The sequence below is a fragment of the Francisella salina genome (assembly GCF_000219045.1).
In the GTDB taxonomy this organism is placed as follows: Bacteria; Pseudomonadota; Gammaproteobacteria; order Francisellales; family Francisellaceae; genus Francisella; species Francisella salimarina.
In genome coordinates this window covers 1,634,074-1,652,707 of record NC_015696.1, presented here as the reverse complement: position 1 = coordinate 1,652,707, position 18,634 = coordinate 1,634,074, and the positions used below count along the sequence as shown (strand labels likewise).

Genomic DNA, 18,634 nt, shown 5'->3' with positions numbered 1-18,634 from the left:
TTTTATCTTATTATCTCATAATGTATTATATTGTTTAGAAAAGTTTATTAATAATACAATATGATTAAAGTATCTTTTCAGGGTGAGCATGGGGCTTATTCTGAGCAAGCAATAACTAATTTCTTAAATCAACAAAATATTAAAGATTTTCAGACAGTTCCATGCTTCTCGTTTTCTGAAGCAATTGAACATACTATAGCTGGTAAATCAAACTTTGTTATGATTCCCGTTGAAAACTCATTGGCTGGATCAGTCGTGCCAGCTTATGATGAATTAATTAAGAGTAATTTAAAAGTAAAAGCTGAAGTAGTTTTAAAAATCAAACACTGTTTAATGGGATTGGAGGGAGTGCAGCTTTCTGATGTTAAGAGTGTTATATCTCATCCTCAAGCATTATCTCAGTGTTCTAAAAGCCTTAATAAACTAAAACTTGTTCCTGAGGCTTTTGTTGATACCGCTGGAGCCGCAAAGTATATTTTTGAGAAGAATGTTAAAGATAATTTAGCAATAGCTGGAGAGCTTGCAGCAAAGACTTATGGGTTAAAAATTTTTCAAAACGAGTTTGAGGATGAACATTTTAACTATACACGTTTTCTATTAATGGGATATGACGATATTCAGGTTGATATAGATAATAGTAAATATAAAACAACTTTACTTTTTTCTGTTGAAGATAAATCTAATGCACTCGTAAATACCTTAAATGTTTTTGGTAAACATAATATTAATCTTACAAAAATAGAATCTAGACCATCAAGAAATAGGGCTTGGAATTATTTGTTTTTTATAGATTTTGAAGGCTCTGAAGATGATGAAAATGTTCAAAAGGCTCTGTTGGAAGTGCTTAAAAAGAGTACTTTTTTGAAAGTTTTGGGCTCATATAAAAGCTATCATTATAATTAAAGGACATGATTATGAGAAGGTATCTTAGTTTTATACTAATATTTTTTAGTATTGTATTTGTTTATGCTCAAGATGATATAACGGTTTTATCTTTAAATGACTTTCATGGTCAGGTTGAGCCCAATAAAGACATGGTTGGAGCAGCAAAACTAGCTAGTTTTATAGATAATTATAAAAAGACACATCCAAATCTGGTAGTGGTTGCAGCTGGCGATAACTATCAAGGTACGGGTATATCAAATATTTCTCATGGTGATGTGGTTAATGATTTTTTTGATTACATTGGTGTTAAGTACTCTGCTGTGGGGAATCATGATTTTGATTATGGTCAGAAGTGGTTCAAGCATTGGTATGACAAGAATGGTATTAGATTTTTAGCTGCGAATATTAGTTATAAAGATGATTCTTTATTTGACTATTTTTATAGGAAATATACTGAGCAAAATTCATTAGATTATATTAAGCCTTTTGGCTATGAAACCTTACCAAGTGGTAAAACAATATATTTTATAGGATTAGCTACCTTAGAAACTCCTGATACTACAGCAGAAAAAAATGTCTCGAATTTGAAGTTTATGAATCCTGTTACAAGCGCTAATAAATGGATTAAATACATAAATAACTATAATAAGCATAAACTGCCAAAACCAGACACAATAGTCTTATTAACTCATATTCCTACTGATCAACAGAACTCTGAAATCTTTTTTGCACAGAGGGCTGATTTGGGCGATGAGTCAGAAATATATGCGGTGGTAAATGGTGTTGACGATATCTCAGCTGTTTTGACGGGACATAGCCATAAGTTTGTTAATGGTTTGAAAAATGGTGTTGTAGTTGAGCAAGGAGAGAGCCAAGGTAAAGATATAAGTGTTTTACACTATGATTGTCACACATCCGATGTATGTAAAGTAACACCTGAAGTTATTAATTTAGCTCAGGCTACAAAAAATCTTAAACCTAACAAGGAAGTTAGTAATATAATAGCTAAATACAATAATTCTGTTAAATCTGAGCTTGATAAGATCATAACAAAGGCTCCTGCTGATATGTCAGACGAAGCACAAGATGGTTACTACAATATTCCTTTAACTTATACATTAGCAGATATTATTAAAAATCAAACCGGTTCGGATTTAGCTCTTGTTAATTCACATGGTATTAGAAGATCTCTACCACAAGGTAATATTACCTATGGTATGATATATGAGGCGATGCCTTTTGATAATATGGTAGTCACTATGGATATAAAAGGGAGTGATTTATTTAAAATGATTGAGCATAGTTTGCAGCCACTTGGAGATAAACAGGTAGGTGTTTTTGCTGGATTAAATATTACATTAGATAAATCAAATCAAATAAAAAGGATTTTAATCGACAATCAGCCTTTAGACGAAAATAATACTTATAAACTTGCAACTATTGATTTTTTAACTACTGGAGGAGATGGTTTCATCTTTGATAATGTTAAAAACTATAAAGACACTAATATTACTATCAGAGATATGGTAACTGAATATTGGTCGAATAATAATGCTGATATTAAACAGGGCTGGCAGAATATAACAGTACAATAACTTATGTCATATGAAGTTGATATAATATATAAAAATGTTAAAAATCTAAAAATTTCCCTGAGTGTCGACGGTGTAATTACAGTTACCTCGCCCAAAGGAGTTTCAAAAAAAGAAATTCTAGAGCTTTTACAAACAAAAAAAAGGTGGATAGATAGGCATACTAAACATTTACTGATCAATCAAAGATATGACTACAATAATTATAATTTGGATGATGGAGATTGTATTTATTTTTTAGGGCGACAATATCCTATTCAAATAACTTGTTCAAAACATAACTTGGTTAATTATTGTGATGATTATATCGAGTTCTTACTAAATTCTAGTGTTATCAATAATAAAGAGTTTAAGCAAAAACTATTGGAAGAATTCTATAAGGATCAAGCAGACATTATTCTCAATAATCTTGTGGCTAAATATCTGAAAATCACTAATCAAGAAATAAATAGAGTAACAATAAAGAAGACAAAAACTAGATGGGGCTCATGTAACTACGTTAAAAAAAATATAAATCTAAGTTTTAATCTGATTTTAAGAGATATAGAGGCTATAGAGTATGTGGTGCTTCATGAAATAGCTCATCTGACTCATCCTAATCACTCCAAAGAGTTTTATGACTATATTTCATGCTATATGCCAGATTGGAAAGCTAGAGAAAAGAGATTAAAATAAGATATAATTTGATTATCTTGTATTATTTCAGTTTTAACTTTTGGAGGAGTTTTATGGAAAGTACGTTTGAGCTTTTTTCTATCGGGGTAGGACCATCTTCATCTCATACTATAGGACCAATGAGAGCTGGCAGCAATTTTATTAGTTTGTATGAGGACAAGTTAACTGAAACCACAAGAATTAAGATTGATTTATATGGGTCACTTGCTCTTACTGGCAAAGGTCATAAAACAGATTATGCAGTTATCTTAGGTGTAATGGGGTTCTTGCCAGAATCTGTAGATATTGAATTAGCAAAACAGCTTTATGACGACTGTTTAAAGCAAAAAAAACTTAATTTAGGTCAAAAATTTGAAATTAATTTTGATTATGATCAGGATTTAATATTTCATTATGATGAATTTCTTCCAGAGCACTCTAATGGTATGCGTTTTTCGTTATTTGATGATGATAAGCTTCTTTGTCAAAAAGAATATTTCTCTATAGGTGGTGGTTTTATCGTTGATAAAAAACAAATAAAAAAAGATGAAGTTCCTACAGAGGTGGAGTGTAATAAGCCTTATAAATTCGCTAGCATGGCAGAACTAAAAAATATTTGTCAAAAAGAAGGTATGTCTATTGCTGAGATAATGTTTGAAAATGAGAAAACAGCTTATGGAGAACAATATTCTTTGAAGAAATTAGCTGAAATTTGGCAGGTTATGGAAACATCAATAGAAAAAGGCTTAACTTGTCCGGAAGCAATATTACCAGGTGGTCTTAAGGTTAGGAAAAGAGCTCCAAGTATGATAAAAAAACTTAAAGAGCAGAATGTTGTTAATACTGACTTTAACTATCTAAACGCCTTTGCAATTGCTGTGAATGAGCAAAATGCATGTGGTGAAAGGGTGGTTACAGCACCAACGAATGGAGCTGCTGGTGTGATTCCTGCTGTATTGAAGTATTATCTGCAGACTCATGAAATTATTAATCAAGATGAATTATCAAAAGTTGTTAATAAATATTTACTTGTATGTGCCGCTATAGGTATTTTATATAAATCAGGAGCTTCTATATCTGCTGCAGAAGTTGGTTGTCAAGGTGAAGTCGGAGTTGCCTGTTCGATGGCGGCTGCTGGCTATTGTGCACTGCTTGGTGGAGATATTGACTCTATAGAGTCAGCAGCAGAGATTGGTATGGAACATAATTTAGGATTGACTTGTGATCCTATTGGAGGATTAGTTCAGATCCCATGTATTGAGCGTAATGCAATGGGGGCTGTACAGGCTATAAATGCTGCAAAATTAGCTCATTTAGATACAGGCGAGAAGAGATTCGTTGGATTAGACTATGTTATTAAAGTTATGTATGAAACAGGTCTGGATATGTGTAGTAAGTATAAAGAAACCTCTCTAGGAGGTTTAGCGACCAATGTCCCTGTATGCTAATTCATTTTAATTATTCTACATAAATCATAAAATTCTACTACTGACAAAATTATACTAATTTAGTATAATTTGTTTGATTTATATATTTAATAGGCAGTATACAATGTATGATGTGAAAAAAATTAGAAAAGATTTTCCATTTCTTGAACAAGTAATTAATGACAAGCCTGTTGTTTTTTTTGATACCGGGGCTTCGGCTCAGAAACCACAAGCAGTCATCAATGCTGTAGCTGATGCATATAAGTTTAATTATGCTAATGTACATCGTGGAGTTTATCAGCTAAGCCAAGAAGCTAGCGACAGATATGAAAATGTACGTGTAAAGGTTCAGCAGTTTATAAATGCTAAGTCATCAAATGAAATTGTATTAACCAAAGGCACCACAGAGTCAATTAATCTGCTAGCAAATTCTATTGGCAAGTCAATTGTTTCTGAGGGAGATGAAATTATTGTTACTGAAATGGAACATCATGCTAATTTTGTGCCATGGCAAGTGCTCTGTGAAGAAAAACAATTAGTTTTCAAAGTGGCTAAAGTCGATGATAATGGTGAACTTGATATTCAAAACCTTTTATCTTTGATTACAGATAAAACTAGGGTTGTGGCTATAACCTTGTGCTCAAATGTCTTAGGGACTATTAACCCTGTCAAAAAGATAATACAAGACATTAAAAAGATTAACACAAATATATTAGTAGTTGTTGATGGTGCTCAAGCTATTATACATTCAAAAGTGGATGTCCAAGATTTAAATTGTGATTTTTTTGTGTTTTCAAGTCATAAATTATATGGACCAACTGGTGTTGGTGTTCTATATGGTAAATATGAGTTGCTACAAAAATTACCTCCATATAACTATGGTGGGGATATGGTCAATGACGTAACAATTAATAAGACAACATTTGCGTTACCTCCGTACAAATTTGAGGCGGGGACACCTGATATAGTTGGTTCTATAGGGTTTGGTGAGGCTATAGACTACGTTAATTCTATTGGTATGGAAAATATAGCAAACTACGAGCAACAGTTATTAGAATATGCAACAACAGAGCTACAAAAAATCGAAGGTCTAAAAATAATTGGTCAAGCTCAAAATAAAGCAGGAGTCATAACATTTGTTGCTGATGGCTGTAATGCTGGTGATATTGGAGAGCTATTGGCTATAAAAGGTATGTGTGTTAGAACAGGCAAGCATTGTGCGCATCCTTTATTAAATAGAATGGGTGTTTCATCAACTGTGCGCATATCATTTGGTATGTATAATACTGTTGAAGAAATAGACTTATTTATTAAAGCATTGAAAAAAGTAATATCTCAATTAAAATAGTCACAATAAACTGAAAAGGTTAGATAATATGGTCGAAGTATTTGATCCTAATAATATTCTAGAGGTCACAGAAGCTGCTGCTAAGCATTTTGAAAAGCATTTGGCTAAAGACTCTGAAAACATAGGTATATATATAGGTACAAAGTTAATGGGTTGTTCTGGATTAGCTTATGATATAGATTTTGTTACTAAACAGCCAAATGATACAACGATAGTAGATAAGCATGGTCTAAAGTTTTTTGTATCTAATAAGTCCATGGGTTTTTTAAATGGCTTGCAAATTGATTATGTTAAACATGACTTTGGACTATACAAATTAGAATATACTAATCCAAATGAATCAGCTCGTTGTGGTTGTGGTGAAAGCTTTACAATTTAGGAATATATAAAAAATGAAGACAACAGATGTAACTATAGTAAGAAGGCAAGTAAAAGCAGTAGCTGTTCCATTTGGTAATGAGATTGAGCTTATGCCTGGTCAGGAAGTTTTGGTAACTCAAGATAAAGGCGGAAGTTTTACATTAAACGTAAATGGTAATTTGCTCCACTTAGATGGAAAGGATGCTGATGCAATAGGTAAGCAGGTAGTTAAATATCCAGTTGAAAATTATGAAATCAAGCCTGGAGACCCTATAAATATGGATGCAGTTTGGGATCAGATGAGAACAGTTTATGACCCTGAAATTCCAGTTAATATAGTCGATTTAGGCTTGATTTATAATGTGGTTACTAGAAAGTTAGAGAATGGTAATTTTCATGTGATTATAGATATGACTCTTACAGCTCCAGGTTGTGGTATGGGCCCTGTACTAATGACTGATGTTGAGAAGCGCGTAGCAATGTTGCCAAACGTTGATAAGGTTGATGTTGTGATGGTCTTTGATCCACCATGGAATTCGGAACTTATGACAGAAGAGGCTAAACTAGAGTTAGGATTATTTTAATTGAGTCATGACAAAAATAGCAATTTATCCTGGTACTTTTGATCCTATCACAAATGGCCATGTTGATTTGGTTGATAGAGCATTAAATATTTTTGATGAAATAGTGGTAGCAGCATCTACCGCATATGGTAAGAAAACTCTCTTTGATTTAGATACAAGAGAGCAAATGATTAGAGAAGTTTTCAAAGATAATAGTAGAGTTAAGGTTGTTAGCTTTGAGGGACTTCTGGTAGATACTGCCGCAAAGTATAATGCCTGTGCTATTGTGAGGGGATTAAGAGCAGTATCTGATTTTGATTATGAGTTCCAGATGTCTAGTATGAACAATAAGCTTAATAGCGATATTCAGACTATATTTTTAACTCCCAGTGAAAAATTTTCTTGTATATCATCTACGTTAGTTAGGGCAGTTGCTATTCATAACTATCAAAGAGTAGGTGAATTTGTACCAGAGTGTGTATTTAATAAAATAAAGCTAAAATATTCTAAGGACTAGTATGGCACTATTGATTACAGATGATTGTATAAATTGTGATATATGTGAACCAGAATGTCCTAATGAGGCAATATCACAAGGTGAGGAGTATTATGAAATTAATCCTGATAAGTGTACAGAGTGTGTAGGTCACTTTGAAGAGTCTCAATGTACCAAGGTATGTCCAATAAGATGTATCATAACAGACCCTAATAATATCGAAAGCCAAGAAGAGTTATTAATCAAATATAGAATATTAACTTCATAAAAATTAAAAAAAACTTGGAAACTTTATTCTAATTTTGTATAATGCTTCAGTCTTATTTATTTACTACTAGTTTAAAAAAGAGTTTTAAAAGGAGCTTTTGATGAAATTAAAGAACATTGTTATCGCTACGACAGTACTATTAGGTACGGCTACGTTTTCATTTGCTGCAGGTTCTGACAATATGGATACGTCAGTAGATACAAATTCAACAGCTACTCAAAGTAGTGCTGGAAATAGTTTCCTTACTCCTTTTGCTAATACATATAGCTCTTTAACTAACAAAGACAATACTTGGGGTCCTCAAGATAGAACAGGTCAGTGGTACTTTGGTGTAGATGCTAATGGTCTTGCTGGAACGCCTAACTCTCCTTCTGGAGCTGGCGCAAATATGATAATTGGTTATAACATCAATAAATATTTTGCAGTTCAATATAACCAATTAGTTGGTAGGGTATTTGCAGGTTTAGGTGAGGGTGTTATTAATTTCAGTAATAGTACTATGATCACTCCATATGCTGCTGGTGGTGCTGGTTGGGCTAATTTGGCTGGTCAAGCTACAGGTGCATGGGACGTTGGTGGAGGTCTTAAATTTGAGCTTTCTAGAGATGTTCAAGTAAGTGCTGATTATAGATATATTCAGACAATGGCTCCAAGTGGTATGTCAGGTGCTCAAGGTAGAGCGGGTACTAACATGATTGGTGGTGGTATTACATGGTTCTTTGGTGGCAAAGATGATAATAATAATGATACTGGCAACATCCAAGACAATGGTGCTACTACAGCTGCAGAAACTACAGCTATGCCGACAATTGATGAATCTAAGTATGTTTTACCTCAAGGTATTAAGCAGTGTGAAGGTAACTTCAACTTAACTAAAGAAGGTGTTGCTTGCTATACTGTGAACGGCGATGATGTAACAGTTTATTTAGATACTAAATTTGCTTATGATAGTTCAAAATTAAACAGTAAGGGCAAAGATGCCATAGCATCTTTTGTTAACTTTGTCAAGAACAGTGATATTAACACAGTAACAGTTAAAGGCTATGCTTCTCAAGGAACAACAGGAAGTGAATTTGAGATATATAACCAAAAACTTTCTGAGAAGAGAGCAGAAGCTGTAGCTGAGTACATGAAGCAACTAGGTTTAGATAATGATAAAATCATTACTAAAGGATTTGGTTATGAGAATACTTTAGATGGTATTCATAAGTCAGATGCTCGTAACCAACGTGTTCAAGCGAGTGTATCAGCTCCCTTAAAAGAAGAAGCTTAATTTCTTAACTTATTAATATTAATCTCTCGAATTTTCTTTTATCATTTTTTAATTTATTTTAGATATTTAAATACTGATTTTTATATCATCATGTTGTAGAATCAGAAAATGTGAATATTAAGGCTCTCAATTAGTCTATTTTATTAACTATCTCTTATTGTACATCTAACTTATATTAGTAAGGGTCTATAGATAACTATGGTACTTATCATATGTTTCTCTATGAAGGTTATAATAAATGTCTGTTTTAAAGTAGGAAATATCCTACTAAGTGTTTTGGTAAATTTTATCATACCATGAAGATTATCTTAGCGATAGCCTTTAAGAAATATGCTTGGGAAGTGCTACGAGCAAGAGAATAATACTATTTTTGTAAAATAATATAGTAATAAACTTAGATAAAATATTTTGGATAAAATGGACAAATAAGGTTGCTAGCCTATAGCATCTCCCATTTGGAACATTGGCATATACATACTTACTACAAGGAAACCGACAACACCACCTAGCACAATCATAATTAGAGGTTCTAACATTGAGCTCAAACTTCCTACAAGTGTATCAACTTCTTCTTGATATACTCTATTAAGGTTTCCAAGCATCGTTTCTAAAGCACCTGACTCTTCACCAACAGCTATCATCTGTTCTACTAAGAATGGGAAGCTTCCCGTTTCAACAATAGCTTCTTTAAATGATGCTCCTTCACTGATACTTTTTTTAATGTCTATAGCGGCTTGGTCATACTTGGCATTACCTGTTGCTAATGAAACCATATCTAATGCTCTTGTTAAGCTCATACCTGATTGAACAGTAATCTCTAATGTACTAGCAAATCGTGCTAGAGCAGATTTGAAAATAACCTCACCAATTATGGGTATTTTAAGCATAAAATGGTCTTGAGCAACTTGTATCTTTGGGAATTTGAATTTCAGAGATTTAAATATTGATAGTGACATAAATATTACAAGAATAATTTTCCACCATGAATCTTGCATGAAGTTAGATGCATCAACAGTGACTTGAGTAATCGCAGGCAGGGGTTTTCCAGAGTTTATAAACATTGCTGAGAATGCTGGAACCGCAAAAGTTAAAAGTATCCCTGTTACACCAGCTGCTATAACACATACAACAATTGGATATGAAAGAGCTTTTTTAACTTTCTTTTTAATACTTTGTAATGCTTCACGTTGGTCAGCTATTTTATTAAGCATAAGATCTAGGTTACCAGATTCTTCTCCAGCAGTTATGAGACCTATATAAAGCTTATCAAAAACTTTTGGAAAATTACTCAAGGCTTTTGAAAATGATTCACCACCTTCGATAGCTTGCTTAATTTGGATGGCTAATATCTTTAGACGAGGGTGTTTTCGAATACCCATTATGAAGACTTCAAAAGATTTAATAATTGGGATACCTGCTTTTGTCATTGTAGCTAGCTGACGAGTCATTTCCGTTATATCCTGATATGATATTTTTTTCGGAAGTAAATCTTTAGGCTGTTTTTTGACTTTAACATCAGTGTAGCCTTTTTGTCTTATTTGAATCTCAGCTTTTTCTTTAGTATCAGCATCTATGATTCCTTTTATGGTTTTACCATTTTTGAGCTTGGCCTTATAGCCCCAAGATGTAATCGTTATTTTGTTTTTATTCTTATTTCCAAATAGCATATTTTATCCTTTAACTTACTCTGTAAGCCTCTTCCATAGATGTTAACCCTTGTGAAACTCTTACTAGTGCTGACTGTCTAACTGTGGCAACTCCTTCTTTTTGAGCCTGTATTGCTAGCTCCATAGTGTTTTTGTCTTCTAATATCATTTTTGCAATTTCTCTAGAAACTGGCATAACCTCATATAAACCAAGTCTTCCTTTGTATCCTTTAAAGCATCTTGGACATCCTTTAGGGTTTGGTTTGTATATCTTTGCACTCTTTACTTTTTCAAGTTTTGTACCGAATGTTTTCATAAGTATCTCATCATTTAGGCCACTGTCCTCAACAAGTAATGAAAACTCGGTATCAGTATCTTCTAATTTGCATTTTGGGCACAATTTTCTTGTTAAACGCTGAGCAATAATCAACGTTACAGAAGTAGCAATATTATATCTAGGTAAGCCCATATCTACCAATCTGTTTAATGTTTCTGGAGCACTATTTGTATGTAGTGTTGACATAACCAAGTGACCTGTTTGCGATGCCTTAATTGCAATGGATCCTGTTTCAATATCCCTAATCTCACCGACCATGATTATATCTGGATCTTGACGTAAGAAAGATTTAAGAGCCGCAGCAAATGTTAACCCCTGTTTATTATTAACGTTAACTTGGTTGATACCTTTTACAAAAAGCTCGACAGGATCTTCTGCTGTAGAAATATTTTTTTCAGGTTTATTCAGAATGTTTATACCTGTGTACAAAGTAACTGTTTTACCTGAACCAGTTGGACCTGTTACTAGTACCATGCCTTGTGGTTGTTTGATATATTTAAGATATGTTTCTTTTTGAGTTTCTGAGAAACCTAATTGTTCAATTGGTATTTGTGTTGAACTAGAATCAAGAATACGAAGTACAACTTTTTCACCAAAACTTATTGGACATGTACTAACACGAAAATCAATAGCTTTTTCTCTTGAAAGAGAAATTTTAAATTTACCATCTTGAGGGATTCTTTTTTCTGCGATATCAAGGCTAGACATAATCTTAAGTCTTGATATAACTTTAGGTCCAAGATTTTTTTTGGTATTAAAAGTCTCTATTAGTAGGCCATCTATTCTGTATCTAATACGAAAGTTTTTTTCATATGGTTCAAAGTGTATATCTGAAGCACCTTTTTGTATTGCGTCCACAATAGTATTGTTGATGAATCTAATGATAGGAGCTTCTTCATCTTCACCACTTCCTATTATGGCATCTCCTTCACGCTCACCTTCTTCAACAAAGTCAATATCAAGCTCACCACCAGCATTCATCTGCTCTTCAAGTTTTGATTCGCTTTCTACGTGTCCTTCATCTTTGAGATATTGATCGTACTCTTCAATCTTTTCTCGTATTAGATTAATTTCTCCTACAATAGGAGTAAAAGAATAATCATATTTACTGCGTAGTTTTTTTAGTATTTCTTGACTATCTATTGGATTAGCTATTGCTACATAAATGCTCTTTTTTCTTCTAAATAGTGGTAAACATTTATTCTCATTACAAAACTCAGCATCAAAGTAATCTTGCGGTAGAAAATTTACATTTATAGCAGTTAAGTCAATATACTGTAAACGTAACAGAGTTGCAGATTCAATCATAAATGATTTGCTATCAACTAATTCATGATCAATTAGGTAGTCTAAGAGATCTTGTTTGGCTAGTGATTTATCTAAACTTATCTCTTCAAGTTGCTCTCTTGTTATAAGCTTACGATGTAGTAGTAAAGAAGCTAGCTTCTTGTTAATATACGGACTATCAATCATTTATACTAAAATAAATCACAAAAATTAACAAAAATTATATCATGATTGAGATAATTATTAAAAAACAAAATATTCAATATAAATTAATAAAAAGGATTTATTTTAATAATATTTTTTAATGTATAATTCAAATCCGAGTTTAATAAATTTTTTGATATATGCATGTAGATAGATATATTTCTCATAGAGGCGCAAATAATGATGCTGTAGAAAATACAATAGAAGCCTTTCAAATTGCCAAGAATGCTGGGTTTAATTGGTTTGAAACAGATGTGCAAATGAGTTCTGATGGGGTGTTATTCTTGTTTCATGATGATACTCCAAAAAGGTTTTTTGATATTGATAAAAATGTTACTAATATGTCAATATTTAGCTTAAAGTCTTTAGAACTTGTTCATCCTAAGTTAAAGTCAACAGCTAAAATATTAACACTGAAAGAGTATATCGAGTGGGCGGAGCATAATAATGCTTTTTTGAATCTTGAAATTAAAGTAAGTAATGAAAATATAAGCTACCAAAAGACTTTAGTCGCTAAGGTTATTGAGCTTCTTGAGCATTATCCAACTATGAAATCAAAAATTTTATTGTCGAGCTTCTCAAAAGTGGTAATGAGAGAGTTAAGGAGACATAAAGATTTTACTCAAGGTAAACTTTTTTACACCGTTAACTGGGTTAGGGATTTTGAATATATTGATAGTGATTTTTATAAAGACTTTGTTAAAAACAAATATATAGCAGTCATAATAAATTATAGCTGCTTAACCGATTCAAGAGTTAAATATTTGAAACGTAAATTTGGTAAAGTTTTTGTTTATTCTGTTTATACAGATGATGAAATTAAACACTTGCTTGAATGGCAGGTTGATGCGATATTCATTGATAAGAAAGAACAGTTAAATCTTAGTCTTTAGATAATCTTTTAAAAGATATTCTACATCTATTATAATACTTTCACTATGAGGACAACCTTCAGGATAAAAGTACTTTAACTCGATAAAGCCTTCTGCAATTCTATATTTGAAAGTAACAAACGGATATTTTTCCTTAATCACTTCTAAGTTTTCTGCAAGCAGGCTTTCACCAATATTGAAAATATTCCATTTTTTACGAACTATTTTTCTTTTTTTACTTGTTTTGTTGTTTAGATTTAATGCCTCAAGCATAGGAATGCACTCTTTAGGAGGTCCAGGAAAAACATATATATATCGACCAGACTCAAACTCTAGTTTAAATCCGTTTGCAGTACCATTTTGATTTATTAAGATTTCTGAGCCTTGAGGAAACATAGCTTGTTTTTCAGTACACAAAGTAATTCTACCATATTTTTCAATCATCCTTTTTTCTAGTTTGTGCCATGAGTCATCGTCTAAAGATAGACTTTTGTCAAAATATTTGGCAATTGACTCTGTGGTTAAGTCATCTTCAGTGGGACCCAAGCCGCCTATAGTTATAATATTTTTATGATTTTGCTTTAGAAACTCTATACTTGAAACTATATCTTCATAATCATCTTTACACGATATATGAAACCCTATTTCAAAATCATTACTTACTAGGTATTTAGCAAAATTACAGGAGTTAGTATTAACTATATCTCCATCTACTACCTCATCGCCAATAGCTATAAAGCCGAAATCATATTTCATTATCTTCCTTACAAATTTTTGTAGAATTATTAAAATCCGCTATTCTTGGACATGATTTTTATGTATCATGATTTGTGAAGTATATATTAAGTGTATACAAGATTGAATATCTAAGGAGTCTTTAATGAAAATACTATCTACTAATGTTTATGTCGGACCTAACATCTATGCAAACTTTCCTGTTATTAAACATGAAATTGATTTGGGAGTGCTTGAAGAATGGCCATCTGCAAAGATTGGTCAGGATTTTGTAGATCGACTTGTGGATAGTTTACCAGGATTAGAAGAGCATGGTTGTTCATATAGAGAAAAGGGTGGTTTTATCCGTAGAATGAGAGAGGATGAAGGCACTTGGATGGGTCATATTTGGGAGCATGCAATACTAGAGCTTCAAGATATAGCTGGTAGTAATGTAACATATGGTCGTACTAGATCGACAGGTGAGCTTGGTTGTTATAATTTGGTCTATGAATATAAGCAAAAAGATGTTGGTCTAAGAGCTATGGAGTTGGCTAGAGATTTATTGATATCTTTATTGCCAGAGGATCTTAAAAAGCAAGTGGCTCATAAGAATGAAGATTTTGATTTTGAATATGAAAAAGTAAGGTTTATAAAATTTGCACAAAGCAAAGAATTTGGACCAAGTACAGCATCATTAATTGAAGCTGCTAAAAAAAGAGATATTCCGTATCTTAGATTAAATGACCATTCATTAGTTCAATTTGGTTATGGTAAATACCAACAAAGAATTCGAGCAACAATTACAGGTAAAACTACTAGTATTGCTGTTGACTTATCTTGTGATAAAAATCAGACGAATACTATTCTACAAGGTTTGGGGCTTCCTATGCCTAAGCAAAGGATGGTAACTACTGAAGAGGGAGCTTTAAGAGCTGCAAAAATCTTAGGCTTCCCATTAGTTGTTAAGCCTCTGGATGGTAATCATGGTCGTGGAATATCTATTAACTTAAAAACTATGCAAGAAATTAAAGATGCCTTCGTTGAAGCAAATAAAGTATCTAGATATGTTTTAGTGGAGCAGTTTGCTACTGGTTTCGATCATAGAATGTTGGTAGTTGATGGTAAGCTTGTAGCTGTTGCTAAAAGGGTTCCTGGTCATGTGATAGGAGATGGTAAACATAATATTAAAGAGCTAGTTGATATTGTAAATGAAGATCCACGTAGAGGTGTTGGACATGAGAAAGTTCTAACAAAATTAGAGTTGGACTATCAAGCTAAGACTTTATTGGGAGCTGCTGGGTATGATGAAAATACTATTCTTGAGGATGGAGAAGTTTTCTATTTAAGATCTACAGCCAACCTTTCAACTGGTGGTACAGCTATTGATGTCACTGATATTGTACACCCTGACAACAAAGATATGGCGGAAAGAGCTATAAAAGCTATAGGTCTTGATGTTGGTGGTGTTGATTTCTTGATAGATGATATATCACAATCTTATCACGATATTGGTGGTGCTATTTGTGAATGTAATGCTGCTCCAGGGTTTAGAATGCATGTGGCTCCTAGTGAGGGTAAATCTAGAGATGTTGCAGGTGCAGTAATAGATATGCTGATTCCTAAAGAACATGGTAATGCTAGGATTCCAATTGCTGCTATTACTGGTACAAATGGTAAAACTACAACATCACGTATGGTTGCTCATATGTGGAAAAATGCTGGGAAAATAGTAGGACTTACAACCACAGATGGTGTTTATATCAACGGAAAACTAACTGTAGCAGGTGATACTACAGGTCCAGCTTCAGCTCAAATGGTTTTGAAAGATCCTTCTGTAGAAATGGCAATCCTTGAAACTGCTAGAGGAGGGTTACTAAGAAGTGGTATGGGCTATGATTACTGTAATGTTGGAGCTTGTTTAAATATATCCTCTGATCACCTAGGTCTTAAAGGAGTTAATACGTTAGAAGATTTGGCTAAAGTTAAGAGTATAGTTCCTCAAGCAGCAAAGGATGTCGCAGTTCTAAATGCTGATGATCCTAATGTACTTAAAATGTCAGCTAAAGTAACAGCAAAATATATACTATATGTAACTATGAATCCAGAGCATGCTTTAGTTAAACAACATATACGTGCTGGCGGTAAAGCTTGTATTATTGAAAAGGGTGTTAATGGAGATATGATTACAATTTTTGATAATCATGTTCATATACCAGTTTTATGGACTCATTTGATTCCAGCTACAATGGAAGGTAAAGCTATCCATAATGTTCAAAACTCTATGTTTGCAATAGCTATATCTTACAGTATGGGTATGAGTTTAGATGATATTAGAGATGGATTGAGAACATTTGTAACATCATTTTACCAAGCGCCAGGACGTATGAACTGGTTTGAGGAACATCCATTTAAAGTACTGATGGATTATGGACATAATCCAGCAGCAATAAAGCTTGTGAGCCAGATGGTTGATAATATGGAGTTTGCCGGTAAGAAAATATGTGTTTTAGCATCACCAGGTGATAGAAGAGATGAAGATATCTACGAAATAGCTAAAACGGCTGCACCATATTACGATCACTTTATTTGTAAGCGTGATGATACTCTAAGAGGTCGAGCTCCTGATGAAGTTCCAAGAATGCTTAAAGAAGGTTTAATAGAGGCTGGTGTGACTGCCGATAGGATAGAAACTATCGAGAGTGAGCAAGAAGCTGTGGATCATGCTCTGGCAATGGCTCAGGATGGTGATCTGGTAGTTATTTTTGCAGATAAATTAAAAAGAACATGGAAGCAGATTATTTACTTTAACAAAGAAGATGCTGACGACAATAAAGAACAAAAAGAAGAAAAGAAAGAAATGTTTTCTGCTTCTATTATTGCTCAGGATCCTAGTCTATCAGAAGAAATTTCTGAAGTTATAAAAGCAGGTGTTATAGCTGATGAGAGTGGTGTTAGAGTTATTTTTGATGAAGAAGATAACGACTAATTGTTTATTACTATTTTAAGGGAGCCTTTATATGATTCCTGAAGGTTATTCACGTAGACTTGTTGGACCTAACTTGTTTTTTAAAGAGACTGGAACGGTTCTGGATGTGCCACTTATAGAGCACCGCGATAAATTGACAGAACTTTTTTATCAAGAGGCTAATAGGATTCTTCCTGTATTAGGTTGGCAAGATATAAAACTTACTCATAAGTTTTTTAATAATGGTGTTCGTTATGCAATGATTGCCCCTGTCGATATTACAATGCCAGCGTGTGATGTTATTGACTTTATTTGGCTTTCTGTGAGAGAAGGTTTTGAAACAGGCCGTTTCAAATCACTTCAAGAAGCACAAGATGAGCTAATGCCTTTTATAAATGAAGACAAAAACTTAACTTATAGAAAGCTTTATGAATTAGCTAAATCCAAAGGTTTTAATGCTTTTAGAGATAAGAATAAAGCTTATGTTGGTTCTGGTACTGGCTGTTATGAGTTTGATTTAGACAACGATAAAATTGAAGATGTTGACTGGTCAAAAGTTTATGATATACCGGCTGTTATTGTAACAGGTACAAATGGTAAGACTACAACGGTCAGACTTACTGATTACATTTGTCGTACAGCAGGTAAACTTACAGGGTATACATCTACTGATTGGGTAAAGGTAAATGATGAGTTGATAGATGAGGGCGATTACTCGGGTCCAACAGGACATCAATTTGTTCTTACAAATAAGAAAGTAGAAGTAGCTCTGCTAGAGTCTGCTCGAGGGGGACTTTTAAAAAGAGGTTTAATAGAAACTTATGTTGATGCAGCAGCTGTTACGAATGTCTCTGCTGATCATCTAGGTGAGGATGGAATAGAGACTGTTGCAGAGTTAGCAGAAGCAAAATCGATTGTGTTCCGTACGATGGGCAAAGGCTCTCATGCTATTATCAACTTAGATAATTCGTATATGAAAGAGCGCTTTGATAAGTTAACTTGTGCAAAAATTATCGTGACGCAAAATCCAGAGCAACACGATATGGACTATTATTTATCAAAGTCTGATTATGCTTGTATTGTTGAAAATGGTAGCTTTACTTGGATAAGTAGTGACTCTAGACAGGAAATACTACCAGTTGTTGATGCTCCATTGACAGTTAAAGGTTTTGCCAAGCATAATATCGAAAATGCTATGATTGCTATAGCTTTATCTTTTAAGCTTGGAATTAGTTTTGATAATATCGAAAAAGCTCTTAGAAGCTATAAGAATGATCCTAAAGTTAATAGAGGCCGTGCTAATATCTTTGAGTTTGATAATAAGGTTGTGGTTCTTGATTATGCTCATAATGAAGCTGGTATGGATGCGTTATTGAGTATGATGAAAGCTTATGATAAAGGTGGCAAGAAATACTTGATGATTGGTACTACTGGGGATAGGAAGTATCTGATACCTGGCATAAATGACATTATAATTAAGCATGGTATTGATTTTGTGGTCATTAAAGAAACAGAGAAGTATCTTAGAGGAGCTGAGCCTCTTGAGCTACCGACATTAATCCGAGGTGATTTACAGAGCAAAGGGTTTGATATCTCAAAGACTTATATTTCACATGGTGAGCTAACAGGTGTGAAGTATATCTTAGACAAGCTTGAAGATGATGATATTGGCATTTTCTGTTGTCAGGCTGAGCTAGAGGAAGTTGCAAACTATCTTGAGAATCTAGCTCAGAAGTAGTC

16 protein-coding genes are annotated in these 18,634 nt (G+C 33.3%); 13 read left to right on the top strand and 3 right to left on the bottom strand.

Annotated features, from left to right (window positions below):
- Window positions 1–60 precede the first annotated feature (60 nt).
- From pheA to F7308_RS08075, 10 genes are all read left to right on the top strand, one after another.
- On the top strand, window positions 61–903 hold the full coding sequence (gene pheA / locus F7308_RS08120) for a prephenate dehydratase (protein ID WP_013923383.1): 843 nt from the start codon (window positions 61–63) through the stop codon (window positions 901–903).
- An 11-nt stretch (window positions 904–914) separates the two neighbouring features.
- On the top strand, window positions 915–2,480 hold the full coding sequence (locus F7308_RS08115) for a bifunctional metallophosphatase/5'-nucleotidase (RefSeq protein ID WP_013923382.1): 1,566 nt from the start codon (window positions 915–917) through the stop codon (window positions 2,478–2,480).
- Window positions 2,481–2,483: 3 nt separating this feature from the next.
- Window positions 2,484–3,152 carry a M48 family metallopeptidase gene (locus F7308_RS08110; protein ID WP_013923381.1) on the top strand — a complete coding sequence of 223 codons (669 nt, stop codon included), beginning with the start codon at window positions 2,484–2,486 and terminating at the stop codon, window positions 3,150–3,152.
- A 53-nt stretch (window positions 3,153–3,205) separates the two neighbouring features.
- A complete protein-coding gene (locus F7308_RS08105) occupies window positions 3,206–4,579 on the top strand; it encodes an L-serine ammonia-lyase (protein WP_013923380.1) in 1,374 nt (457 codons plus the stop codon).
- 103 nt (window positions 4,580–4,682) lie between these two features.
- Window positions 4,683–5,906, top strand: coding sequence for an aminotransferase class V-fold PLP-dependent enzyme (locus tag F7308_RS08100; RefSeq protein ID WP_013923379.1), 1,224 nt, complete (start codon window positions 4,683–4,685; stop codon window positions 5,904–5,906).
- 28 nt (window positions 5,907–5,934) lie between these two features.
- Window positions 5,935–6,285: a HesB/IscA family protein gene (locus F7308_RS08095; protein WP_013923378.1), complete on the top strand. Its 351-nt coding sequence runs from the start codon at window positions 5,935–5,937 to the stop codon at window positions 6,283–6,285.
- Window positions 6,286–6,298: 13 nt separating this feature from the next.
- Window positions 6,299–6,850, top strand: coding sequence for a putative Fe-S cluster assembly protein SufT (sufT, locus tag F7308_RS08090; protein WP_013923377.1), 552 nt, complete (start codon window positions 6,299–6,301; stop codon window positions 6,848–6,850).
- Between the two features lie 7 nt (window positions 6,851–6,857).
- On the top strand, window positions 6,858–7,346 hold the full coding sequence (gene coaD, locus F7308_RS08085) for a pantetheine-phosphate adenylyltransferase (RefSeq protein ID WP_013923376.1): 489 nt from the start codon (window positions 6,858–6,860) through the stop codon (window positions 7,344–7,346).
- Between the two features lies 1 nt (window position 7,347).
- Entirely contained in the window at window positions 7,348–7,593 is a 246-nt protein-coding gene (locus F7308_RS08080) for a YfhL family 4Fe-4S dicluster ferredoxin (protein WP_013923375.1), read from the top strand.
- Between the two features lie 100 nt (window positions 7,594–7,693).
- The gene (locus F7308_RS08075) at window positions 7,694–8,866 is read left to right on the top strand and encodes an OmpA family protein (protein WP_013923374.1); all 1,173 of its coding nucleotides are present in this window, start codon (window positions 7,694–7,696) and stop codon (window positions 8,864–8,866) included.
- Window positions 8,867–9,300: 434 nt separating this feature from the next.
- Here the strand turns inward: F7308_RS08075 and F7308_RS08070 are convergent, their stop codons facing one another.
- Window positions 9,301–10,533 carry a type II secretion system F family protein gene (locus tag F7308_RS08070; RefSeq protein WP_013923373.1) on the bottom strand — a complete coding sequence of 411 codons (1,233 nt, stop codon included), beginning with the start codon at window positions 10,531–10,533 and terminating at the stop codon, window positions 9,301–9,303.
- A 10-nt stretch (window positions 10,534–10,543) separates the two neighbouring features.
- A complete protein-coding gene (pilB, locus tag F7308_RS08065; protein ID WP_013923372.1) occupies window positions 10,544–12,322 on the bottom strand; it encodes a type IV-A pilus assembly ATPase PilB in 1,779 nt (592 codons plus the stop codon).
- Between the two features lie 158 nt (window positions 12,323–12,480).
- Between pilB and F7308_RS08060 the strand changes: the two genes are divergently transcribed.
- A complete protein-coding gene (locus F7308_RS08060; protein WP_013923371.1) occupies window positions 12,481–13,233 on the top strand; it encodes a glycerophosphodiester phosphodiesterase family protein in 753 nt (250 codons plus the stop codon).
- Here the strand turns inward: F7308_RS08060 and F7308_RS08055 are convergent.
- The gene (locus tag F7308_RS08055) at window positions 13,216–13,968 is read right to left on the bottom strand and encodes a competence/damage-inducible protein A (RefSeq protein ID WP_013923370.1); all 753 of its coding nucleotides are present in this window, start codon (window positions 13,966–13,968) and stop codon (window positions 13,216–13,218) included. The genes F7308_RS08060 and F7308_RS08055 overlap by 18 nt on opposite strands.
- A 124-nt stretch (window positions 13,969–14,092) precedes the next feature.
- On the opposite strand from F7308_RS08055, the gene cphA reads away from it, so the two are divergent.
- Together cphA and F7308_RS08045 are read left to right on the top strand one after the other, a co-directional pair.
- Window positions 14,093–16,915: a cyanophycin synthetase gene (gene cphA, locus F7308_RS08050; RefSeq protein WP_013923369.1), complete on the top strand. Its 2,823-nt coding sequence runs from the start codon at window positions 14,093–14,095 to the stop codon at window positions 16,913–16,915.
- A gap of 31 nt (window positions 16,916–16,946) precedes the next feature.
- Window positions 16,947–18,632, top strand: a complete 1,686-nt coding sequence (locus F7308_RS08045; protein ID WP_013923368.1) for a Mur ligase family protein — start codon at window positions 16,947–16,949, stop codon at window positions 18,630–18,632.
- The last annotated feature ends 2 nt before the right edge of the window (window positions 18,633–18,634 follow it).